Origin of the sequence: Brevundimonas sp. M20 (assembly GCF_006547065.1) — a bacterium.
Lineage (GTDB): Bacteria > Pseudomonadota > Alphaproteobacteria > Caulobacterales > Caulobacteraceae > Brevundimonas.
Genome location: NZ_CP041243.1, coordinates 2,621,697 through 2,644,251, shown reverse-complemented (window position 1 = coordinate 2,644,251; position 22,555 = coordinate 2,621,697). Strand labels below are relative to the sequence as shown.

At 62.6% G+C, this 22,555-nt stretch carries 14 protein-coding genes; 9 read left to right on the top strand and 5 right to left on the bottom strand.

The genetic code is table 11. The features are described 5' to 3' along the window. The first annotated feature begins 19 nt into the window (after positions 1-19). Both FKQ52_RS12985 and FKQ52_RS12980 read left to right on the top strand, forming a co-directional pair. Entirely contained in the window at positions 20-3,340 is a 3,321-nt protein-coding gene (locus FKQ52_RS12985; protein WP_141627571.1) for a TM0106 family RecB-like putative nuclease, read from the top strand. Between the two features lie 83 nt (positions 3,341-3,423). Then, positions 3,424-3,621, top strand: coding sequence for a hypothetical protein (locus tag FKQ52_RS12980; protein WP_141627570.1), 198 nt, complete (start codon positions 3,424-3,426; stop codon positions 3,619-3,621). Positions 3,622-3,815: 194 nt separating this feature from the next. Here the strand turns inward: FKQ52_RS12980 and FKQ52_RS12975 are convergent, their stop codons facing one another. Beyond that, positions 3,816-5,390 carry an ATP-binding protein gene (locus FKQ52_RS12975; protein WP_141627569.1) on the bottom strand — a complete coding sequence of 525 codons (1,575 nt, stop codon included), beginning with the start codon at positions 5,388-5,390 and terminating at the stop codon, positions 3,816-3,818. A gap of 581 nt (positions 5,391-5,971) precedes the next feature. Here FKQ52_RS12975 and FKQ52_RS12970 point away from each other — a divergent pair. The 7 genes from FKQ52_RS12970 to FKQ52_RS12940 all read left to right on the top strand — a co-directional run bounded on the left by FKQ52_RS12970 (position 5,972) and on the right by FKQ52_RS12940 (position 15,458). Beyond that, positions 5,972-7,780 (top strand): AAA family ATPase, encoded by a 1,809-nt coding sequence (locus FKQ52_RS12970; RefSeq protein WP_168196858.1) that lies wholly within the window; start codon positions 5,972-5,974, stop codon positions 7,778-7,780. A gap of 92 nt (positions 7,781-7,872) precedes the next feature. Next, positions 7,873-8,763, top strand: coding sequence for an HNH endonuclease (locus FKQ52_RS12965; protein ID WP_141627567.1), 891 nt, complete (start codon positions 7,873-7,875; stop codon positions 8,761-8,763). Positions 8,764-9,281: 518 nt separating this feature from the next. Further along, on the top strand, positions 9,282-9,485 hold the full coding sequence (locus tag FKQ52_RS12960; protein ID WP_205750758.1) for a helix-turn-helix domain-containing protein: 204 nt from the start codon (positions 9,282-9,284) through the stop codon (positions 9,483-9,485). A 300-nt stretch (positions 9,486-9,785) separates the two neighbouring features. After that, complete coding sequence (locus FKQ52_RS12955) at positions 9,786-10,517, top strand: TnsA endonuclease N-terminal domain-containing protein (RefSeq protein ID WP_168196857.1); 732 nt, start codon at positions 9,786-9,788, stop codon at positions 10,515-10,517. Continuing rightward, a complete protein-coding gene (locus FKQ52_RS12950; RefSeq protein WP_141627564.1) occupies positions 10,514-12,679 on the top strand; it encodes a Mu transposase C-terminal domain-containing protein in 2,166 nt (721 codons plus the stop codon). The genes FKQ52_RS12955 and FKQ52_RS12950 overlap by 4 nt, the downstream gene beginning before the upstream one ends. Beyond that, positions 12,676-13,641: a TniB family NTP-binding protein gene (locus tag FKQ52_RS12945; protein WP_141627563.1), complete on the top strand. Its 966-nt coding sequence runs from the start codon at positions 12,676-12,678 to the stop codon at positions 13,639-13,641. The genes FKQ52_RS12950 and FKQ52_RS12945 overlap by 4 nt, the downstream gene beginning before the upstream one ends. After that, entirely contained in the window at positions 13,638-15,458 is a 1,821-nt protein-coding gene (locus tag FKQ52_RS12940; RefSeq protein ID WP_141627562.1) for a RodZ family helix-turn-helix domain-containing protein, read from the top strand. Before FKQ52_RS12945 ends, FKQ52_RS12940 begins: the two co-directional genes overlap by 4 nt. Before the next feature lie 367 nt (positions 15,459-15,825). Here FKQ52_RS12940 and FKQ52_RS12935 read toward each other — a convergent pair whose 3' ends face one another. Genes FKQ52_RS12935 through FKQ52_RS12920 form a run of 4 tightly spaced genes read right to left on the bottom strand, consistent with a single transcriptional unit; the run spans position 15,826 to position 22,472 of the window. Next, positions 15,826-17,025 (bottom strand): DUF3322 domain-containing protein, encoded by a 1,200-nt coding sequence (locus tag FKQ52_RS12935; protein WP_141627561.1) that lies wholly within the window; start codon positions 17,023-17,025, stop codon positions 15,826-15,828. Next, positions 17,022-20,390: an ATP-binding protein gene (locus FKQ52_RS12930; protein WP_141627560.1), complete on the bottom strand. Its 3,369-nt coding sequence runs from the start codon at positions 20,388-20,390 to the stop codon at positions 17,022-17,024. Before FKQ52_RS12930 ends, FKQ52_RS12935 begins: the two co-directional genes overlap by 4 nt. Next, entirely contained in the window at positions 20,387-20,989 is a 603-nt protein-coding gene (locus FKQ52_RS12925) for a DUF4194 domain-containing protein (protein ID WP_141627559.1), read from the bottom strand. The genes FKQ52_RS12930 and FKQ52_RS12925 overlap by 4 nt, the downstream gene beginning before the upstream one ends. 1 nt (position 20,990) lies before the next feature. Next, positions 20,991-22,472, bottom strand: a complete 1,482-nt coding sequence (locus tag FKQ52_RS12920) for a DUF3375 domain-containing protein (protein WP_205750757.1) — start codon at positions 22,470-22,472, stop codon at positions 20,991-20,993. Positions 22,473-22,555 lie beyond the last annotated feature (83 nt).

The following is a 22,555-nucleotide window of genomic DNA, read 5'->3' as shown; positions in this document are numbered from 1 at the left end:
AAATGCGGGGGTCACGACTATGAGAATAATCGATGGCGAGTTGAGGCTTTCTGCCTCGGACCTGATGCGGTTCCAGGGCTGCGCGCATGCCAGCGCGCTCGACCTGCGACAGCTGGAGGCCGGCGACCTCACGCCGGATGAGGACACGGCCGAGGCCAAGCTTCTGCAGCGTCAGGGCGACGACCATGAGACCGCCTACCTGGAGGCCTTGCGCTCGGAGGGCCGGTCGATCGTGGAGATCGCCAAAGATGGCCTGACCCTGGAGCAGGCGGTGGCGCAGACCGCTGACGCCCTTAGAGCGGGGCCGGACATTATATTCCAAGGCGCTTTCCTCGGCGGTCGCTGGGGCGGCTATTCGGACTTCCTCGAAAAGGTGGACACCCCGTCGGGCTTGGGCGGCTGGTCCTATGAGGTGATCGACACCAAGCTGAAGCGGTCCCCCGATCCTAAACATGTGCTGCAGCTATCCCTCTATTCGGACCTGCTTGAACAGATGCAGGGGGTGCGGCCGGAGGCGGCGCATATTCAGTTGGGCGACGGCAATCGGTTCTCCGTCCGTCTCGACGACGTGGCCGACTATGCGCGCCACAGCCGCTCAACCTTCGAGGGTTTCATCGGCGCCCGGCCGGCGACCCGGCCGGCCCCGGTTTCGACCTGCAAGCTGTGCCGCTGGCGATCGACCTGCCAGGCGGAGTGGGAGGCGGCCAACAGCCTGACGCTTGTCGCGGGCATCACGACGAGCCAGCGACTGAAGCTTGAGGCGGCCGGAATCGTGACGATGCCGGCGCTGGCCACGCGGCAGGAGCGCGTCCCCCAGCTCAGCCCGGACATTCAGAGCCGACTGACCATCCAGGCCCGGTTGCAGCAGGCGCGCCGCGCCGGCGGGCCGCCGGACTTCGCTCTAAGGGCGATCGAGGCGGGCAGGGGACTGTCGCTGATGCCGAAGCCCGACGCGGGCGACATCTTCTACGACATTGAGGGCGACCCCTATTACCCGGACGGCCTGGAGTATCTTCATGGCGTCTGGTTTTTCGAGGACGACGCCTGGTGCTACCGCGCCTTCTGGGCTCACGACCGCGAACAGGAAGGGATTGCGGCCGGAGAGCTGCTTGAATTTCTGTTGGAGCGGCTCGAGCGCTTTCCCGGGGCCCACGTCTACCACTACGCCAACTATGAGATCGCGGCGCTGCGTCGCGTGACGGCCTTCCATCGCCGGGGCGAGGCGGCCATGGATCAGCTGCAGAGACAGCTCCGGTTCGTCGACCTGCACCGGGTCGTGTCGGGAGGCCTGATCGCGTCAGAGCCCGGTTACTCGATCAAGGATCTCGAGGCCTTCTATATGGAGAAGCGGGACGGAGACGTCGCGACAGCTGGAGCCAGCGTGGTCATGTACGAAGCTTGGCGCGAAACCGGATCGGATGAGGCGCTCGAACAGATCCGCGATTACAACGAGACTGACTGCCGCTCGACCCAACTACTCAGGGATTGGCTGGTCGCAATGGTGCGTCCGGCGGACCTGCCATGGCGCCCGCCTGGTCCGGTTCCTGACGCCGGCGCCCTTGCGAGGGTGGAGGCGGAAGAGGCGGAGGTCGAAGCGCTGCGCGAGAAGCTGACCCCGGTGCGCGAGGACTTCGGCGACGAGATTGCGGACCTGATTCTGGACCTCAACGCCTTCCATGAGCGCGAGGACAAGCCGACCTGGTGGGCGATCTTCGACCGTCTGTCGCGGGAGAGCGAAGATCTGATCGAGGACCTCGATTGCCTCGCCGGCCTCGTGGCGACCGGCCCTGCCGAGAAGGACAAACTGTCCATGGCCCGGGTGTACAGTTATCCGCCCCAAGAGACGAAGCTGCGGGCCGGCAAAAAGCCCTGCGCCAAGCCGGCTGACGGGCCGACGGTGGTCGATCTCGCGGAAATGACCCACGACACTGTCCGGCTGCGCAGCACACTCAAAAACTTTGTGCTGCCGGATCGTCTGGATCTGATCCCGCCCAAGCCCATTGGCAACAAGCCGCTCCGGGCGGCGATCGCGGCCGTCACCGAGGGTCTCATTGCGAGAACGGGAGAACATCCGGCTATCGCCGACCTTCTGCAACGCTCTCCGCCCCGATTCACGGATGGCCTGAGGCCCAACGGCATCATCGATCCGTCGGCCGAACTGGTCGCCGAGACCAGCGCCGCGATCCAAGCGATGGACCACAGCGTGCTTGCAATCCAAGGCCCGCCGGGCACCGGCAAAACCTATGCGAGCGCGGCCGCCATCGTCGATCTCGTCCGGACCGGCCGTCGGGTGGCTGTTTCCTCCAACAGCCACAAGGCAGTCGCCAACCTCCTGACAGCAATCGCGGCGCGTGCCCGGTCGGAGGGCGTCGTTTGCAGCATCGTGCAGAAGGTTTCGGACGACGGTGACGCGGCCGACGATCCGGGCGTTCTGGCCGTGAAAGGCAATACGCCGCCGGAGATATCGGCGGCGGACGTGGTGGGCACGACAGCTTGGCATTTCGCTACCTATGCAGAGCCAGCGTTCGACCACCTGTTCGTTGACGAAGCGGGTCAGGTCTCCTTGGCCAATCTGGTCGCCATGGCGCGTTCGGCCCGCAACCTGGTCCTGGTGGGCGACCCGATGCAACTCCCCCAGCCGCTGCAGGGATTGCACCCCGGCAGTTCTGGCGCGTCCTGCCTAGAGTATCTGATCGGCGAGCACAGGGTTGTGCAGCCCGATCGGGGGATCTTCCTCGGCGTCAGCCGTCGCATGCACCCCGCCATCTGCGGTTTCATCAGCCAGGCCGTCTACGAGGGCCGGTTGACCAGCGATCCTGGTGCCGGGCTTCAGGGCCTGACGGCCCGCGACGGGACGACCTCCCTGGTTGGCGCTCACTTCGAACCCGTTGTGCACTCGGGCCGCAGCCAGACGTCGCCAGAGGAGGTGGACGCCGTCGTCGCTGCCGTTGGCCATCTTCTCGACACGGCCTTCCGCGACCGCGACGGGGCGGTCCGGCCGATCGAGGGCAGGGATATCCTCGTGGTCGCGCCCTATAACGCCCAGGTCAACGCTCTGAGGACCGCCTTGCCCGCGGAGATCCGGGTAGGGACCGTGGACAGGTTCCAAGGTCAGGAGGCGCCAATCTGCCTGATCTCGATGGCGACCTCGAGCGCCGAGGAACTGCCCCGCGACATCGAGTTCTTGTTTTCCCTGAACCGGATCAACGTCGCCATCTCCAGAGCCCAAGTCATGGCGGTCATGTTCGCAAGCCCGGCTCTGCTCGATACCCCCTGCCGGACCGTTGATCAGATGGCGCTCGTCAACACCCTGTGCCGCCTCGACGCCTACGTCCCCTGACGACCCTGACCGTTTTTGTCGCCCCCCTAGGTCACGTTTGAACTCTCGGCGGAAGGTCCGTGGGGAGTTGAACGGAGACGATGATGCAATCACATATTCGGGGCTCGTGGACGGGCTGGCGCGGGTCCACGGTCGTGACCCTTGAGAACGGCACGATGTGGAAGCAGGCCGCCTACCTCTACTACTACCAGTATGCCTACCGGCCGGCGGTCGTGATCGAGGGTGGGGTGATGTACGTCGAAGGCATTCCGGAAGGCGTGCCAGTTCGGCGGGTTCACTAGCGTGACCGCGCTGATCCTGGTGCCAAATTAATCGTCTGCCGTTCGTTGACAGTTTAACCGCTGCGGCTTCGGTGGACCTTCAAAGGCGAAGTCCTTGCACTGAACGTCGCGTTCTTGGCGCATCGGAAATGACCGCTACTGGCGCCTTTGGGCGGCAGAAGTGCCGAGCTAGGTTAAGGTCGGTGATGCGTTGGTTAGGCGGCCAGCTTCACGTCGAAGAGCCTAGCTAGAACTTCCGAAACAATGGCATCGGCTGCAGCCAACTGCTCATCCGAAATTTTCGGCGCGGCGCGACCGAACGTCAGGTCGTGGCGCAGACGTCCCATCTGCTCAACTTTGGTCCAAAGCGGATCGGGGAGGGGAACGCGCGCACGCAGATCCGCCGATACGGTCCTGTCGCGGTTGATCAACTGCGCCAGATCCAAGCTACTGAGCTCGGCGCCAGCGTCGTTTACGAGGTACTCCTTGAGCGCGCCGGTGAGCGACACATCTAGGAGGTTGAACGCCAGCCAGTTGCGTTGGCTGAGATCCTGTTTCACCAAGGTTCGTGCCGCCACGACCCCTTCGTACAGGCCCACCACATAGGGCTTGGCCTGGGCGACGCCGGAGTTCGCTTTGGTGATGCGGACGGGGAGGCGAGGCCGAACGACCGGAAGGTTCGGGAGAACGGCCCTCTTGGCTGTTAGAAAATCGTCGACCTCGTTGAAGGTGATGTCGCCGTCATCGTAGACGAACACCTTCTCGGGCCATTGGCCCTCCCACGTCCTGGAAAGCGTGGCGTAGTGCTTCACGACCGTGACCAGCCAATCGTGGAGCGCCGTGAATACATGGTGCTTCGTGCTGACGTCGGATTTGCTACTATTCCAAGGCATCTCGTCCGCATCCCCATTCAGAGACACGATGACTTTCGTCAGCGAGACCTTGGGGTGTGGTAGGCCCGCCTGGCCGCGGGTGAAGCCGACTTCAAACGACTTCATCGCAGGAGCGACGAGCCGGTTGTTGCAATAGAAGTAGACACCGTAGTCGCCTGTCGCCGGGCTGGACTCCTTGCTCAGGCCGGCGATCACGTCCACCCGCAAGAGCTTGCCGCTGGGCGTTCGCATCGGCCCAGACCAGCGTTGCGGACTACCTTCCGGGGGGTAGGCCCAATTGTCGAAAAAGCGCGGCTCTAAGGGAACGGTGTTAAGGCGGATCATAACGGCGGGATTGGTGAGGAAGTTTGCGTAAGTTGCGGAGAGGTGGTGCCTCAGCATTTTGATGTTGTCGTCGTCGAGCAGCAGGCGCAGTTGATAGAGCTCAACCCTAGTGGTCCCGACGGGCAGATCGTCGACCTGATGCACCTTTAGCACCCAGTCCTCGTCGTTCAGCCACGACTCGTCGAAACCGATTTGGAAGGTCTCGGCGTGCTGATACCGGGTCGTGATGACGATCTGCTTCGCCAAGGCGACAACGGCTCGCTTGGTCCCGACGCCGAAGATCCCGATCGTCTCGTGCGCCGTTGCGACCGAGCCAGACTGACCTGGTCCGACGATCACGCCCAAGTCCTCTCGTGGCAGGCCCCCAGCGTCATCCTCCACGCAAATGGATTGCTCGTCCGGGTCGAGGTGGACGTCGATCACAATCGGCTGCCGCCTGCCGGCTCGCGTCCACACGTCGAGACCATTGTCGATCAGTTCGCAGATCGACCGATTGAGATCGTAGTCAGCGATGATAGAAAGAAACAGGCGCTTTGAGGGAACGGCGTTGACGTTCCCGGCGTCGATTTTCATCGGCTTCTCCCCCGAGTAGGCGACAATCTAATCTAGTCTAGATTGCGATTCGGTTTCCATGTGATCGTCAGCATTGCATCGGACGGTTTGGGGAGGGGGCTTTGCAGTTCTTTGACAGGAGCGGCGTCGCCGTCCCAACGATCTTTCGGAGTGCCGAAGCTCAGGAGATGCGCAAAGCACTCGCCGAGTTCATGTCGTCTCCTTCGACGCAGCGCTCGCAACAGTTTCCGCCACGTCAAGACTTGCCTTTGGAGGAAGATGTCCTCCGAGCAGCATCAAGCCTCTTCCGAGCTAAATGCGCTTTCTGTGAATCCAAGGCATCACTAGGTTTGCACCGTCTCCGCCCGATCTCGGAGGCGATGCCGCTCGCTCAGTCGTCCGAAGCTCACCTCTACTACTGCTGGCTGGGAACTGACTGGGGAAACGTTTACCCGATCTGCCCCGGCTGCCGGCAGGCCGCGGGAAGGCTTTTCCCGGTGCGGAACGACCGTCGCGGGCCGTTGCCTACGCACGAGTTGTTTGAGTCATTCGCGAGCGAGAACACTGGGGTTTGGCGGTGGCCCCATAGAGACGGATCGCTGGTGATTGATCCATGCGCATCCCGCCAACAGGTCAGCAAACTCTCGTTTGACCTATCTGGCGGTTTGCACGGGCAGTCCAAGGCGTCCGCGACGACAATCGACGTCTTTCGTCTCGATCGTGACGATCTCGTCGCTGCGCGTGGGGAGATGTTCGAACAATACGTCGAGATGATCCTGCGAAGCGGCGGCGAAACGAAGGTCGCCTATGACTTCCGCGACATGGAGTTCGGCGGTGGCTGGTATGCCTTGCTTAGGCGCGTGGTGAAGCGAACCGGCGAGCGGCTGGATCGGAATCTCCCTGATGGACGTCAGCAGCTTCGCAGTACGATCGGTCAGGTGTTGAGCACGCCCCTAGGTTGCGCGGCTTTCGAACGCGCTCTGGGTGACGTCCGGCGTCCAATCCCCCGCCGAACGCGCACACAAGTACGATCGTCCAGGGTCGACAGAGCGCGAAAGCTGGTCGCGGTACAGTTCCATGATTTTAAGGCCCTCGAGGACCTCACCTTAAACGTGCCCGCTGCGATTCCGCCTCGGCCCGATCTCGGTCGTCCGGAGGGCGAGGCCGCGGCTCTTCTGGTGCTCGGCGAAAATGCCGCTGGCAAGAGCTCGATCCTTGAAGGCGTCGCGCTCGCGCTATCGGATCCCGCCGCTCGCCGCCAGATTGGCAGGCCGGCCGACGGTTTTGTACTAGACCCAGACTATATGGGAGGCGACCCTGACACGGGACCTCGGGAGGCGACGGTCACACTGCATTTTGAGGGCGGCGAGACGGCCGTTCTCGGCATTGCGAACGACTTCACGGACCTCGAGCGGCCTGGAGGTCTCCCCCGCGTCTTCGCCTATGGCGCCTTTCGCCAGTATTCGGACCGAAGTTCGCGGACGCCGGTCAGGGCCGGTGTGAAAACCTTGTTCCATTCGGACCTGATCCTCAGAAACCCCGAAGAGTGGCTGTTGAAGCTCGACGATGTCCGCTTTGCGCTCGTCGCCAGGAGTCTTCAGACGATCTTTGGAATAGACGCCAAGCTTGAAGCGATCGAGAAGGACGAAGAGAACCGCCGCTGCCTGATCGTGACGGAGGTCGAGCCCGGTGGCACCCGGACGCGAACGCCCTTCAGCGTTGCCTCTTCTGGCTTCCGGTCGGTCATCGCAATGGTCTGTGATTTCCTACAGGGGGTGATGGGCTCCGGACATCAGCCCCTTCGCCCCCTCTCGGAAGCCGCCCCCGTCATCCTCATCGACGAGATCGAGGCGCACCTTCACCCGAGATGGAAGATGAGGATCGTTCCCGCTCTTAGGACTCTGCTGCCGTCGGCGACTTTCATCATCACCACTCACGATCCGCTCTGTCTCCGTGGCATGCACGATCAGGAAGTCGTTGTGCTTCGCCGACTGCCCAAGTCGGTTGGCCTGTCGGTGGACGGCCGCGCCCCGACTTTCGTTCAAAGTGATGTGGATCTGCCGAATGTCGAGAACCTGACGGTCGAGCAGCTGCTCACGTCGGACTTCTTCGACATGTTCACCACTGACTCCCTTGAAGCGGAGCAGCGTACGGCGCAGCTCGCGAGCATTCTGGCGCTGCGGGAGGCGGGCGCACAGCTGAGTGATGAGGAGGCCAAATCGCTCCGCGCGTTCGAGGCCGAGGTCATGACGTCTCTGCCACTGGGTTCGACCAAGGTCCAACAGCTCGTCGCCGACGCGCTGGGCCAGTACCTGCGCGAGCACAGACAAGCCGCAGGGGCGGATAGACGTGCGCTCGAGGACGAAACGAAGCGCCTGATCGTTCAAGCTTTGGATGGGTATGAGCGATGAGGTTTGTCAGCCGGGGCGCGACTCCTCCGCCTGCGTCGCTATCGCGTCGAAACTCGAGTGGTCTGACCGAGCTTGAACGTGTGCGCGCTCACATGAGCGCGCCGCTCGCGCCCAACGCCAAGCGGGAAGCTTTCTCGTTCGCTGCCTACAAGAACGCGGATGTGAAGCAGCGTCTCGAGGCGCTCTTCCACGGCAAATGCGCCTATTGCGAAAGTCGCTATGCGGCGCAGGCACCGGTGGATGTCGAGCACTATCGGCCGAAGGCCAAGGTGGACGGGGATGATACGCACCCTGGCTATTGGTGGGTGGCGATGGATTGGGAAAACCTTCTTCCGAGCTGCCTGGATTGCAATCGGCGGCGGAAGCAGAAGGCCCCGTATTTAGTTTCCGACCTTCGGGTCCTTTTCGCTGAGATGTCGTCTGGAAAGCAGTCCGCGTTTCCTGTCGCGGGACAGCGCGCTCACCCCGAGGTCTCAGCCTTTGATGGCGAGCTCGCCCTCTTACTGGATCCAACCCGGGATGATCCCGACCAGCACATCCATTTCCATTTCGCGGACGATAGCGGCATTGGGCTGGTCTATCCTCGAGCGATCGACGGCATGCCTGAGGCCCTCCCTGCCATCTCGCCCGCCCTAGACGTGGTCGCACAGAGAGCGCGAAACGCGGGCCTTAGCGCCCGAGGCGCGGTCTCCATCCAAGTCTACGGGCTGAACCGCCTACGGCTTGTTCAGGAACGCGCGAGCATCATCCGGCGGTTGCGTTTCCTTGAGGAACTCCTGCGCGATCTCGGAGACATCGCGCAGAGCATCGATCAGCCGCAGATCACTCAGGCGCATCCGATTGTCGGAGTGGCCGCGGGGGGGCTGCGGCTCCTCCAAGGCCGGATCCTCACCGAGATGACAGCCACGGCCGCAGACGGTGCGCCATACTCGGCGATGGCGCGTGCCTATCTGCGGGATTTCCGAGAGCGCGCTCAAGCGTAGGGCATTGACCGCCCTCGCCAACGGGCCTCACCTCTTCTGGCGTGACAGCGTCGGCATCGAGCAGAATCCGGAATCTGCATGTCGGTCGATCTAACCATTCGGTGTTGTCCAACTGTTGACGCGCGTCTGTGTCGGCTGGCGGCTTGAAGGTCTGCTTTCCGCGAGCGCGCAAAGGTTCGCAGTTGGCGCTGTCCGGAAGTCATCGGGCCGATGTTGGCGGGTCTGCGGGCGGCGAAGACCCGCCCAGCGGGGGGGGCGGATTTGCAGATTTTTGTTAATATCTGAAGCCAAGATCGTTCGGCTAAATGTCAATGAAAACAGATGATGAAGTCAACGCTGACGGAAGTTGCCTCTATATTGCGAGGTGGTCTTTAGTCTAAGTGGCCAAATGAGGTGCCTAGAACTTACTTTCGGGACTCGACTCGCTCCGATGTGAGATTTTAGTCTTCAAGCCGACTATGGCTTGGAGTCGGCATATGCCACGACCGAATAAGCAGCATGAGCGTCTGAAGGCGCAGTTGGCGAAGCGCGATCTGACGCTGTCGGATATTGCGCGTCAGCTGCAGGTCGCGCCCAGTTCCGTCACGATCGTAAGCCAAGGCTTGCGTAGGTCGCGCCGGATTGAACTCGCGCTGGCCACCGCCGTTGGCTCGACCCCGGAAAAGCTGTGGCCGCGGCGCTATGCGCTCGAGGCAAGGGAGGCAAAGATGCCGGCTCCCTGAAGCCCATCACAACGAGCCAGAAAAGACAAAGCCCCGGGCGTTGGCGCGCCCGGGGCTTTGTCCGAGAGATTTCTCGGCGTCATGGTCTGACCCGGTCAATCTCTCCCCAGCCAGTGCCGATGTCAACTGCTCAGCGCGCCTGAGCGGGCGACGGCGCTCGAGCCCTGATCCACCTTCAGCCTGCGAGAGACCATGACCCAACCTATGACTGATGGGACCCAGCAACACCGTGTTGCTGGCCCTCGTTCCGTTTCAGAGCTTCGCATAAAGCCAGGTCAGAGCTTCGGCTCTTCGGGTCTGATGGGTGCCGTGGAAGGTGCGTTGGCGGATCCTGCACATCGCGAATACGTCGTGGCGGGACGCGTCGTCTTGTCTGTCGACGGGCGGCCGCTTCGAACCATCATCACCGGCCGGCGCACTTTGGTCACCGGCGCTTACGCCAGCCGCAAGGCCGGGCGTGCTCAGGTGTTCGAGAGCATGGTGGAGCATGACTTCTTCATGCTGTGCGAGGTCGACACCAAGGTCGTCGACTACCGCGCCCAACCGTTCCGGTTCGAGTTCGCGCTTGCGGGGCGCTGGCGCACCTACATCGCCGACTGCGTCAGGCTGATGGATGACGGCGTCATCGAGGTTGTCGAACTGAAAAGCGATCGAAGATACCTCGACGATCCTGACTATCGGGCAAAGCTGGAGGGCGTGCGTCAGCTCTGCGACCTCCTGGGCTGGCGGTTTTCCGTCGTGCTCCGGCGGCACCTCGACAAATGCCCGATACGGAAGCGGAACATCGAACTGGTCCAGCAGGACCGGCTGACCGCCCTCGATGACGGGCACATCTACCAGGTCGTTGAGGCATTGGCCGGGGGGGCGGCCTCCTTTGAAGATATCGTTTACGCCTTGGGGTGCGGCCAGAAGGGCGGCGCGATACTGCGCGGCATGATGGTCGCCAGGATCGTTGAGATCGATCTGGTGCGCCCGTTGAGCGGCGAAAGCGTCGTGCGCCTCCTTCGCTTCGGAGCGGGGGCAGGGCAATGACCATCCAGTTCCAGAAGGGCGAACGATGGACCCTAGACGGGACTCCGATCCTGTTCGATCAAACCCTGACCCACGGCCTTCTCCTTTTCCTCCACGAAAGTAATCTTTCGCCGCTGCAGATCGAGGACGACGATGGGTTCCGGACCCCGGACACGCGATGGGCGCTAGAAACCTACGCGGCTGGCCGGTTGGTTCGCCGGCCCGTGAACGAACGATCAGTCGCGCGGCGCCTTGCACAAGAGCGAGAGTATGATCCCGCTACGATCAGGAAGTTGGACCCACAGGCGAGGCTTCGGCTGTTTGTCCTGAGAAAGATCGACGAACTCGGACTGACCACAGCCAGCGAGCGCTCAATCGAGTGGGCTTTGCTGCGGATTTGGCGAGAAGAGCCAGAGGCACCCGAGCTTGGAAAAAGACCTTCTGCGCGCAGCGTAATCAGGTGGCTTGAACGCGGCGAACCCGGCCGACGCACGATCAAGGAATCGCTTTCCATGAGCGGTCGGGTGCCGCGGCGACCAAGGGTCGATGCCCAGATTGAGGTGCTGCTCAACCACGGTGTAACGCGCTACTGGCGCTCACCATCGATGAGCATTGAGACGGCATATGCAAAGTTCGCTTGCCGAGTGATGCGCCTCAACCGGTGGCGAGAACGCGCTGGGATTGAACCCTTGGTTAGGCCTGTATCGGAGACGTTTCGCCTGCGTATCCGAGCGACTGAATCCTACGAGACTTACGCTCTGAAGTACGGAGCCAAGAAGGCCAAGAGCCGGTTCAAAGCGGTCGCAGGAATGATGACCGCCCAGCGGCGCCTGCAACTGGGCTGCATGGACCACACCTCATGGGATGCGATCGCAGTCTTTGATTCCGAGTGGATGCTGCCGATCGGAACCCCATGGCTGACCGTTTTGATCGACGTTCGCTCCCGGTGTGTGGTGGGGTTCGTCCTGGGCTTTGAACCTCCGTCGACCTATTCGGTCATGGAGTGCTTGAAGCGCGCCGGCATGCCCAAGACCCGCTTCCTGGACGACAAAGGCCCGGCGCGGAAGCTGGTGAATGTGTTCGGCCGCTTCGATCAGATCGTCGTCGACAACGGTAAGGAATTCGCCGGCGTCTCCTTCGAAGACGCGTTTGCGGATTTGGGCACCACATTGCGTCTCGCACCGGTCGCCTCTCCCACGCACAAGGCAATCGTGGAACGGTTCTTCGCCACTCTGAACAACCTCATCACGCGACAGCTTCCCGGCGCCCGACTGCCGATCCACGTGATGAGGGAACTTGGCTACGACCCCGCAGCTTCAGCCGTTCTTACGGTCGAGCAGATGGAAGACCTGATCTGGGAAGCCATCCGCTTCTATCACATCGAGGTTCACTCGAGCGCCGGGCTGCCGCCCGGCGCAATCTGGCAACAGGACGCCGAGCGGTTCGGCATCCCGGTTCATGACGACCTCCGCCAGATCGACAAGATGCTGGGGATGGTCGCGGAGGGCAGGCAACTCAACCGTTCCGGCGTCAATATTCATGGGCTGAGCTATCATGATCCTGCCGTCGTTCAGGGATTACTGAATGACCTCGCAGGTACGGCCCCGGTGCGAAGGCAGCGCCGGTCTGGATCCGCCAGCTGCCAGGTGAAGGTGAAATTCAATCCGGCGAACATCGCCGAGATCCATGTGTGGCATCACCTGGAGCGCCGATACCACACGCTGCCCTGTACCGAGGAGCGCTACGCCCAAGGCATGTCCCTTTGGCACCATCGCAAGCTCGCTCAGTGGGCGTTCCAAGCGGGGCTGGCCTTCTCCACCGAGGCGGATCGGCTTGAGGCGCGAGCTCGGTTGGCGGCAAGAGTGCAGCAACTCGTTCCAGATGTCCTGATCAGGAAGCGCCGATCTGTCGCGCGGGTGCTCCAAAAGCCAAAGCAACAACACCTGACCGGGGTGGTCGAGATGCGGTTCGCTGCTTCCCGGCACGATGGAATGGCGCCCATCGTGGAGCAGACCCCGCTGGCCTTCTCACGGACGGATGAGGGGCTGGCGTCAAAGCGACCTCCTCGTCCTCCAGCGAAGAAGAAGGTCCTGCCGCGTCCGTCTTCGCCGGACCCGGGCCCCCCAGCGCAAGCGGATGGCGGAAGCGGCGGAGAGGGTCTGGGCTGGGAGCCGTTCAAATGACCGCCGAGAACTCGCCTCAGGACGCAGCCGACCCGGATGCTCTGTTCACGCGCGAGAGGACCACTTCTGAGGTCAACCAACTCGTGGCCCATCGCATATCGATCTTCCGCAGGATCTTCATCCCGTACCCACGACATACGGAATTCCATGCCCGATGCGATTATCTGCTGGAGCTTGGCCAGCTTACGAAAGGCGAGCCGCAACGAGGCATGCGAGTTCTCGCGCCGTCAGGCTCAGGCAAGACGACCGCCGCCAAGGCCTTCATCGAACTGGTCGAACAGCGTCTGCCGCCCAAGCCGAACTTCATACCGGTGCTTCATGTGTCTCTCGACCGCGCCGCCACACCGAAGAAGCTCTATACGTCTATTCTGCTGAAGTTCGGCGACGGGTTTGGCCATCGAGGAACGGAGTTGGAGTTGCGTGAGCGGCTCCTCACCTATTTTGACCGCTTCGGGTGCCGGCTCCTGTTCATTGACGAAGTCCAGCATCTGAATCGGACCAACTCCGGCGACGTGACCGATAGCCTGAAGGCGCTCTTGGATGAGGGCGCGGTTCCGATCGTGTTTCTCGGCACCGAAGACGCCGAGGCCATGTTCAGCCGAAATCTCCAACTGAACGGCCGGCTCGTTCCGCCGTGCGACTTCACACGCCTGCGATCTACCGTGCAGGAGGACGCGCGGCTGCTCCGAGGTTACTGGGAACGGCTGGATTGGGAGATCGTCCGTTTGGGTCTTCGTGACCACTCCAGTGGGCTGTTCGATCCCGATTTCTTGGGCGCGCTTCATAAAGTGTCCGACGGCGTGATCGGCCGGGTGTCGAGGTTGATGGAAGCGGCGCTTGAGATTTCGATCCGGCGTGCAGCCGCGAAGATCGAGCTGCAAGATGTAGCCTTGGCGACGGATCGTTGGGCGCTTCCTCAGAAGTTCGCGGCAGCAAATCCCTTCTGGGATTTGGTGCCATGAGTTCCCTCGTCGCCACACCGATGCAACTTGTCGCCTTGCCGTTGGCGCCTGAGCCTCAGGAGAGCTTGGCAGGCTTCCTTTGCAGGGTTGCGCATTGGAATGTCATCCATCGCCCGTGGGATTTTGTCGGCGGTGTTGTCCGCTGGCCGCCGGTTGTCCTGAGGTCCGAGGCGCTGCAGCAGCTCCCGATCAGCCTTGGCGTAGATCGGGCGGTGTTTGATCGCGCTTTCCGCCAGAGCCATACGCCAGGTTTCGGCTCTCGGATGATGATCTGGGGACGCCGACGTATCTCGCCGGCTTCTCTTCGCCAGTCACCGTATCACAGGACGCACTGGCAGGTCAGAGCGCTACGGTTCTGTCCAGAGTCCTGGCAAATTCTGATCGATCAGTGTCCTGCGTGTGATGAGTACCTGACCTGGTTCACCCGATCGGTTGACCGCTGTCAGTCCTGTGACGCCGACTTGCAGCATGCGGAGGCGCCTTACGTCCCGGAAGAGTATCGTCGCGAGCTTTCCCTCGTGGCTCAGCTTGTGACCGAACCCCCGCCTGCACCCGCATCGATTGACTTCGGCCCGCTGACAGCACCGGAACTCTTTGAACTCATTGTCATCGCAGGGCGCTGCCTTCGGCCGTCACGAGAGGTCGCTAGTCCCATGCAAGCAGTCGAAAGCCTCCTTGGCGGACTGCGCCTCATTCAGGGTTTCCCCACCTCTGTTCGAGAGCTGGCCCGGGCGAAAGCCAATCGAGCCGAACACTCCTTTTTTCGTCGGCTGGCTTGCCATGCCAACTACCGCCAAGGTCGACTGAAGGCGGCGCTTCAAGCGCTGGGCTCGCCCCGGCCGGCGACCTTAGGCATGCAGCGACTACGCGAAGCGCGGCTCGCGCAAGGCTTCATGACAATAAGGGAGTTGGCGGCAAAGCTACGGATAGAACGCGCTGACCTGCGACGGTTGATCGATGTCGGCGTGCTGGGTGAACGAGCCGCCCGAGGGCGCCACCGCGCCTGTGACTGGTTTTCCTCGGAGGACGCGGGCCAAGTGGAAAGCTTTCTGAAGGGACGCGTATCGGCGACCGCTTGGGCCCGGCGCATGAGTTTAACCGTGGTCGATGTCCGCAATCTGCTCAGCGCCGGTTTGCTTTCCGAACCTTCAGAGATGGCGAGGGTGGCCTTCTCAGGCCTGCAGCTAGATGCCGAGATAGCGGTAAAGCTTGAGAGCGAGTTGGCGGCGCTGGCGACGCCGGTCGCGGACTTGTCCGGATGGATACCGGTCAAGCAAGCATTGCGGCGCTGGGGAGGGGGATACAAGCCTTGGGCGGCGCTCCTTTCTGCTGCGCTTTCTCGCTACCTGCCGGGCGGGCTAGCTTTGCCTGAAGGGATGGACCTCCGGATCGGCGACGCTTGGATCTCCCAAGAGGCGCTAGAATGCTTGTCGGGTGAGGCGGGCAGCCAAGGACGAATGTCTGTCGTCCCTCCTGACGCGTTCGCGCGTTATCGGCCCGCCACGCTCTCTTGGGGCGAGGTCGAAGAGGTTCTGAACTGTTACCCCGCCGATGTGGCGCGGGTGCTGGCCATGGGATTCATCCGACGGACGGGGTCGAACGACGACGCCAATTTTGATGCGGCATCGGTCGAGGAGTTTGCAGTCTCTTACGTTAGCCAGTTGGAGATCTCTGCCCTAGCTGAAATCCCTTCGCGGATGGTGGGCCACAAGTTGCGCGGGACTGGACTGGAGCGCACGGAAACGGGCTTCTGGCGACGGACGGGGCTCTCGGAAATTCTGGCGGCCCTTGCAACTCACCCGGTCGTTCCAGGCTAATGTCGGATTACCTCATGTGGGAGGGAGATCAGGATGGTGGACTTTCTCTGGTTCTGTCTCGGCGGCCTAGCCGGTCTCGTCGCTTGGAATCTTGCAATCGGGCCTCTGTTTCACGGGCTCATGCATGGGCTGATGGGGATTGGCGATCCGTCCGCTTGCTTGCTGGATGAGCAGGAGGGCCTCTGAGCGCCGACAGGAGACTTTGTCGACCTCCTCCAGAGGCGACATTCCCGCGCTCTGCCGCTGAGCACGATACCTCTGCCGTGAAATATGACAGGCCGGGTGAAGCTCCCTCCACGCTCACGGCGCGGGATGAGACGCCGTGGGGCGTGAACGCAGGATTTCTGCTTCGGAGCCCGATCCAACTTTAGAAGGCCAGCGTCCTGAGCGTCGCCAGCAGAGCGCCAAAAGCGATCCGTTCCTGCTCAAGACGGAGCCGTTCACCGAACCGGTTTGTCTTGAGGTCCTCGAACAGCTGGCGCTCGGCGTCCGTCAACAGCGAGAGGTCGCCCAAGAAGGGGCGATCTTCGCCGACCCATAGCGCGCGATGGTTGAGCAGGGTGGCCTCGTCCATCAGCATCGACTCTACTGCGGGGAAATAGGACCGCAGGCGCGCCAGCATGGCGAAGCCGTGCGTATCGATATCTCCCCAGTAGATAAGCCGCGAGCGCTGCATCCACTCCGCGCCCGCCAAGCGATCGAGGCTGTACCCGAGGCCGAAGACGACGATGGCGTCGCGAACGTTCGGAAAGGCTAGGCCGTTCACGTCGTTCTCGGTGATGAAGACCAGGCCCGGATTGACTCGCAGCCGCGTGAACTCCTCTGTGGGACAGCTGATGTCGGTGAGGCCCTGCAGGCTGGTCTCTTCGTCGAGCAATCGAAAGCGGATGGCCGAGGGCTTGCTCCGCAAGCCATAGCGCCCTTCAAAACTTGACGGAACGCCGGCCGCCGCCGCCACCGGCACACGCCCCAGCACGACATCCAGAAGCTCGCTCAGCAGGCCCTTCCGAGCCTCGACGAATTTGGTGTCTATGCCGGGGATATCGACCTGACGCAGGTATAGGCCTGATGCGGGATGGTCCCGGAACCACGTCAGGACTGCGAGGATACGAGGCCAATCTCTAGCATGTTCGAGCGCTACAAGAGGCTTTCGCGCCAGCCACGGCTTTAGTTCGGTGTGGGTCTCGAAGGTGGCAGCCGCGAGGCTGCTGAAGCGGGCCGCTTCAGCCTGCTTCCGAATCAGCTTCAAGCCCTCGGCCGCGCTGGGCACGACCAGTTCGTTCGGAATACGATTGCGGCCCAGTTGCCGGTGCCGAACCTCTCGCCAGACAATGTCATAGCCGAACCCCCGGACAGCCCGGCTCCCGGCTTCCAAGGCACGGATCCAGGCTTGAACCTCGCCAAAGCGCGCCGCCACGGCGGAGCTTTCAGGGCCGCGGATGCGCAAGGTCAGGGGGAAGACATCGTCGCCACCGACGGCCGCCGCGAGGATGCGCCCCTTGGCCCAGAGCTTGAGGACGGCAGCCTCCACGGCCTCCGGCGGGGTCCAGGGATTGAGGGACGTCATGCGGTCCGAAGCAGGCGTTCCTGCCTGTACTCTTCGATGGACAGGTTGCGGAGCATCGAGCGCCGACCGCCCTCGTTGTGCACGAAGCCGACCGCCGCGACGAAGGGCTCGATGGTGTGGATCTTCTGGAGCGGCGTGACGATCAGGAGCTGCAGGTCCAACTTCCGGAACAGTTCCAGACCGTAGCGCGTCGACTCGTCCGACCCCCGGCCGAACGCCTCGTCGATCAGCACGAAATGGAAGGACCGGGACTGTGAAGCGCCGACCTCAAGTCCGAACTGATAGGCAAGGCTCGCCGCGAGCACGGTGTACGCCAGCTTCTCCTTCTGACCGCCGGATTTGCCGCCGGAGTCCGCGTAATGCTCGTGCTCGGTATCGTCCTCCCGCCAGCGTTCCGAGGCCGAGAACACAAACCAGCTCCGCACGTCTGTGACCTTCCGGCTCCAGCGCTTGTCGAGCTCGGCTGACCCTTCGCGCCCGCGGAAGCGCTCGATGATGCGCTTCACCTGTAGGAATTTGGCTTCCGAGTAGTCGCTGTCGTCCGAACCGGTCAGCGCGCCTTCCGTGCAGGCCCGCAGATCCTGCTGGAAATCCCGGATCTCGATATCGCTGTTGGGCTCGGCCTCGAGCACGATGTAACGGCCGGGATTGTAAGCGATCCCACGAAGCGACTGGTTGATCCGTTCGATGCGCTCACGGATCGTCTCCCTCTCGCGAGCTAGTTGGGACTGGAAGTTGGCGACCTCGCGGATAGTGTTCTCGTTCAGCAGCGCCTTGAACCGCGCCTCGAATTTCGGCAGGTCATCAGCCAGCAACGCCGCCAGCATGGCCCGGTATTCGCCGTTCGCCTCGATCGCGGCGTCCACATCCCTAGTCTCGAGGGGATACGCGTCCTTGTAGGCCCGCATCGCGCTGATGATGCGGTCGCGTACCCGTTCTATCCGGCGTCCCTCGTTGTCGATCTGCGTCTGCAGCCAATCGCGGAGCTCTCGCTCCCGGGCATCGCAGCCCTCAATGGAAAGCTTGTGCTCGCCAAGCGCTTCAACCCGCAGGCGGTCCAGACGCGGGAAGACGACGTCCCGAACCTGATCCGTCGCCACGGCCTCCTGGTCGGTGGCGATCCGAAGCTGCTCGGTGTCAACGCGTCGACGCTCTCCGAGCCGAACCGCCTCGTCGGACGCGCTCTTGTGGCGCGCCATGATCGCCCCGATGTCTTGTTCGATCTCGGTCAGGTTCGCCGTTAGAGTCTTGAGGGCGTCGGACCCCTCTTGGAGCTGACGCCGCTCGCCCTCCAGCTTTTCGATCTCGCTGGCGATCGGACGCCAGTCGATCCCGGCGAAATCGTCGAACATCGACAACTGGCTCAGTTTTTTCAGCCGCTCGGCCAGTCCACGCCGCTTGGTTTCCAGCTGCGAAATCAGCCCGCCGGAAACAGCGGACTGCTGCTCCAAGGCGGCGATCTGCTTGGCGAGGGCGGCGATCTTCTCTTGATTGGACCAGCCAAGAACGTAGCGTGTCCGATCGTCCAGCCGGTGGCGATCGTCTTTCTCGTGTCGCTCGCCGCCGGCCTTCAGCTGGCCGGAACGCGTTATGGCGCGGTCCTCGCGCCGAAACTGTTCGAGGGTCGAGCAACAGGCGTAATCGAACCGACGAGCGAGTTCGATTTCGAGCCAGCCGTAAAAGGCGGAGTCGTTCTTCACCGCCAGTTTGCGCACCAGGGAGTGCGGGTGGAGCGGGGACGAGACCGGTCGGCGCTCCCGGACCCTGAAATAGACTAGCCGCTCGCCGATGTGGGTTCGGTCGACCCAGTCAGCGACATCGCCATAAATGTCATCGGGCACGAGCAGGGACAGGGCGAAGCCATGCAGCACACGCTCGGCGGCGCCTTCCCACGCCCGCTCCTCTGCGCGGACCTCGACCAGTTCTCCGACAAATGGAATGTCGGTCTCGGCAAGGTTCAGGGCCAGGCAGAGCTCCTCACGCACGGCTAGGGTCCGCGCGGGGATATTCGAACGCCGCCGCCGCAAGGATTCCACCTCGCGCGTCAGTTCGTCCCGGCTGTCCTTGAGCTTGCGAAACTCGATCTGCTTTTCGGTTAGCGCGTTTTGCAGATCGGCTTCCTGTTCGCCTGCCGCGCTCGTTTCGCTATCGAGTTGCCGACGGTTGGAGATGAAAGCGTCGGCGTCGGTCGCATCGGGCAAGCCGGCGCTGCTGGCGAGTTCTGCGTACTGTGCAGCCCGCTTACCCCGTTCGTCCCTTACCCGCGTCTGTCGTTCGATCTCCACCCGCAGCGTCTCCAGGCGGTCGCCGCCGTTGTCGGCTATGGCTCGCCTGACCTCGTCGCGCTGGACTTCCTGATCCTGTTGGCGCGCCAAAAGGCTTTTCGCGCGCGCGTTCGCCCGCTCCAGATCGGCCTCCAGCCCCTCCAAGCGAATGCGTAGAAGGCCCGCCTTCAGGCCTGCGAAATACGGACTCAAGGCCTCGCGCGCCTCCCGGCGCACGAGCACCTCGGCGGTAAGGGTCTCGAACTGGTCGCAGTCTTTCGCCAGCGGCTGAAGGTCTTCGATCTGCGCTTTGGCTTTCAACACCGCCTCGTGGGCGCGATGCAGGTCTTCGAAGTGAGCGATCAGAGCTTCGATCCGCGGTTCGACATCGAAGGGCTCGAGCATATGCTGACGGACAAAATCGGTGAGGTTGCCCACCGCCTTCATTGAGACCGTCTGGTGAAAAAGATCCAGCGCCTGGTCGCTGTGGATGCCGAACCGCCGCCGGAACGCGGCCCCATAGGGCGGAAAACTGTCGTGCACCTCAACGGACGAAAGCGCGCGGAGACGCTTCTTGAGCGCCAGGACGTCGCCGCCGAAATTCTGGAAGTGCTCGGTGATCGAGAGCTGCGTGTCGGCGACGACGTAGAAGCGTGACGGCTGCCCTTGGGGCTCACGAAACCAGAACACCTGTGCGAGGGTCACATCCTGCCCGAAGGCTTCGTTCCTGAATCGGCCCAGAATGACGGAACAGGTCTTGTGGTCCCGCAGTCCGACCGGTTTGGCGGAATAGCCGCCGTCGACCCGCTCCGACTTGAAATAACCCAGCACATAGGAGCGCAGATCGCGCTCGCGGGCCTCGGCGCCGGCGGCCTTGTTGTAGGCGATCTTCTGGGCAGGGACGAGCAGGGTCGTTACCGCATCGACCAGCGTGGACTTGCCGGAGCCGATATCGCCCGTGAGCAGGGCATTGTCGCCATTGAGGTCGAGCGACCAGACATGGCCGTGGAAGGTGCCCCAGTTCAGGACTTCGCAGCGCTCCAGGCGCATGCCTGTGCGCGTGCGTTCCGCCACATCGGGATCGATGACGGCCTCAGTCATGCCTCATCTCCCTCTTGCAATCCCGAAGCATGGCGCTGGTAGCTTTCGAGGCGCGCGTTGAAGTCGCTGAGCCACTGGGCGTCGACGAAGGCTTTAAGGATGCGCTGAACCTCGTAGAGTTCCTCGCTGCCGCGCATTCGCCGGAGGAAACCCATCTCTACAGCGCGGTTGATATGCGCCTCGATCCGCTGGCGTAGCCGCGCCTCGTTCGTCGTGTCCGGGAGGAACAGCCGCATCATCTCGACCATTTCGTCGGGCTGAAGCACCAAGCGCGCCTCGGCGCTGCTTGCATCGAACTCGGCGAGCTTCTTGCGCAAAAGCGCGAGCAGCAGGCTGACCCCAAAGCCGAGCTGCCGGCGCGGGATTAGGCGCGGGATCGTCGGCGTCTCGCCGTCCTCGTCACGCTGGCGCAGATACGCGAAGCCTTCGCCTTCATCCAGGACCAGTTCGAGCCCCAGGACCCGCACATAGTCGCGTACCCGGCTCTGGAGGTTCAGCAAATGCTGCCAAAGCAGCAGGTCGTCGTCCCGGTTGGTGACGCCTCTAAACAGCGCGACCGTCACCAGGGAGAGCGGATCCACATCGGCAGGCGTGCTCATCTCAGGACACCGCCTCGATCGCAGGCGTCGGCCGCTTGAACAACACCACGGGCATATAGGCGCGGCGGACGACCCCCGCTTCGTCCGTCCAGGAGATCGCCATGCGTTGCGCGTCGTCGATGAAGGCGTCAGCGTCATCGGCCGCCAAGCTCAGATAGCCGATCAGCTCCGCAAGGCCTTGCTCGAGGGGGTGGGCATCAAGGAGCTCTCCGAGGGAAATCTGACTACTGAACTGCAGCGCCTGGCGGATCGATTGCAAGAGACGCGCCTTGTCGACATGGGTGGTTGCGAAAAGGGCGTCCAGCGAAGCAGGATCGAGGTCCTCTTCGGAGATCTCGACATCAAGCTCAGCCCTGTTCGGCGGCGTGAACAGCGGGCGATCCAGCCCCAAGCCAAGGCGCGGGCCTGCCTCGTCGAGCAGCATCAAGTCGCCGGGCGGAGGATTGCTCCGGGCCGCCAGAGCGTTCTGCTCGATCTGCCGCAACAGGTCCATGATCCGGCGGTTCTCCAACCACGCCTGGTCGTCCAAGTAACGTCGTAGCTGCTCCGAAAGGCGCGCCACGGTCCTTTGCGCGGTCTCGCCGGCTTCGAGCCAGTCGTAGTGGATGCGAAGAAGCCGTCCGTCCGGTTCGAGCGCTTGAACCGCTTCCATGGCGAAGGTCGACTCAAGCAGTGATGAAAGTTCTTCCTGACGCGTGGGCGACATCAACAGGTCCCAGAAGGCTCTGAAGCTCTTGCCCTGATCTGAGTCCGCGATCAGGTCGCGCCGACCGAAGACCTCCTCCAGAAGTCCCGCCTTGCTGCCATCCCAAGTGGCGATGCGCTCCCGCACTTCGCGGTCGAGATTGCGGAAGTTCTGCTCCACCTCACGGAAGTCGGAGAGAAGGCCCCGGGCGGTGCCCGCGACCTGCAGGAAACGCTCCCGGATCTGGGTGGGGTCGAGAACCTCCAGGCGCCCCTTCTGAATGTCATGGATCTCGCGATCGATCTCGGTCTTGCGCTTCTGCAACTCCGCGATCCGGACGCCAGGATCGGACTGAGCCCTTTCAACCAACTGCCGAAGCAGATCGAAGACGGTCATCATCCGTGACTCGGCGCCGACGAACCGCCGGGCTTGCAGGCTGGCAAGCCACTCCAACGCCTTTTCCGTGGTGGGCGTGATGTCGAAGGAAGCCTCGTCCGTGCCGCCTGCGTAATATTTTCGCAGCCAGCCGCGTTCATCCGACGCCCAATCGTCGAGATACTCACTCGCAGTCTTGGGCAAGGCTTCTTCAGTCGACTGCGTTCGCAGCCGGTAGAGATGGTCGTCGAGCTTCACCGCGAGGTCCGACTGCAGATAGGTCCGGATATTCGTGCGGATAAACGCTTCATGCAGGAAGCTTGCGACGAACGGCGCGTGTGTGGCGGTGAGTAGCCGCCACGCAGGGTTCATGCGCCGCAGCGCTTCAAGAGTTTGGTAGTCCACCGTGACGTCCCACCCCACGCCTCTCCCCCGTCTGACCAACGGAGTCGTGCTAGCGTCACAATGAGTGTTCTCATCCCGTTCGACAACCTCGAGTGTTACGA

Excerpts from the sequence above, each read along its gene's own strand:
- FKQ52_RS12985 (WP_141627571.1), top strand. The coding sequence starts at position 20 with ATGAGAATAATCGATGGCGAGTTGAGGCTTTCTGCCTCGGACCTGATG.
- FKQ52_RS12980 (WP_141627570.1), top strand. The coding sequence starts at position 3,424 with ATGCAATCACATATTCGGGGCTCGTGGACGGGCTGGCGCGGGTCCACG.
- FKQ52_RS12975 (WP_141627569.1), bottom strand. The coding sequence starts at position 5,390 with ATGAAAATCGACGCCGGGAACGTCAACGCCGTTCCCTCAAAGCGCCTG.
- FKQ52_RS12965 (WP_141627567.1), top strand. The coding sequence starts at position 7,873 with ATGAGCGCGCCGCTCGCGCCCAACGCCAAGCGGGAAGCTTTCTCGTTC.
- FKQ52_RS12955 (WP_168196857.1), top strand. The coding sequence starts at position 9,786 with ATGGGTGCCGTGGAAGGTGCGTTGGCGGATCCTGCACATCGCGAATAC.
- FKQ52_RS12950 (WP_141627564.1), top strand. The coding sequence starts at position 10,514 with ATGACCATCCAGTTCCAGAAGGGCGAACGATGGACCCTAGACGGGACT.
- FKQ52_RS12945 (WP_141627563.1), top strand. The coding sequence starts at position 12,676 with ATGACCGCCGAGAACTCGCCTCAGGACGCAGCCGACCCGGATGCTCTG.
- FKQ52_RS12940 (WP_141627562.1), top strand. The coding sequence starts at position 13,638 with ATGAGTTCCCTCGTCGCCACACCGATGCAACTTGTCGCCTTGCCGTTG.
- FKQ52_RS12935 (WP_141627561.1), bottom strand. The coding sequence starts at position 17,025 with ATGACGTCCCTCAATCCCTGGACCCCGCCGGAGGCCGTGGAGGCTGCC.
- FKQ52_RS12930 (WP_141627560.1), bottom strand. The coding sequence starts at position 20,390 with ATGACTGAGGCCGTCATCGATCCCGATGTGGCGGAACGCACGCGCACA.
- FKQ52_RS12925 (WP_141627559.1), bottom strand. The coding sequence starts at position 20,989 with ATGAGCACGCCTGCCGATGTGGATCCGCTCTCCCTGGTGACGGTCGCG.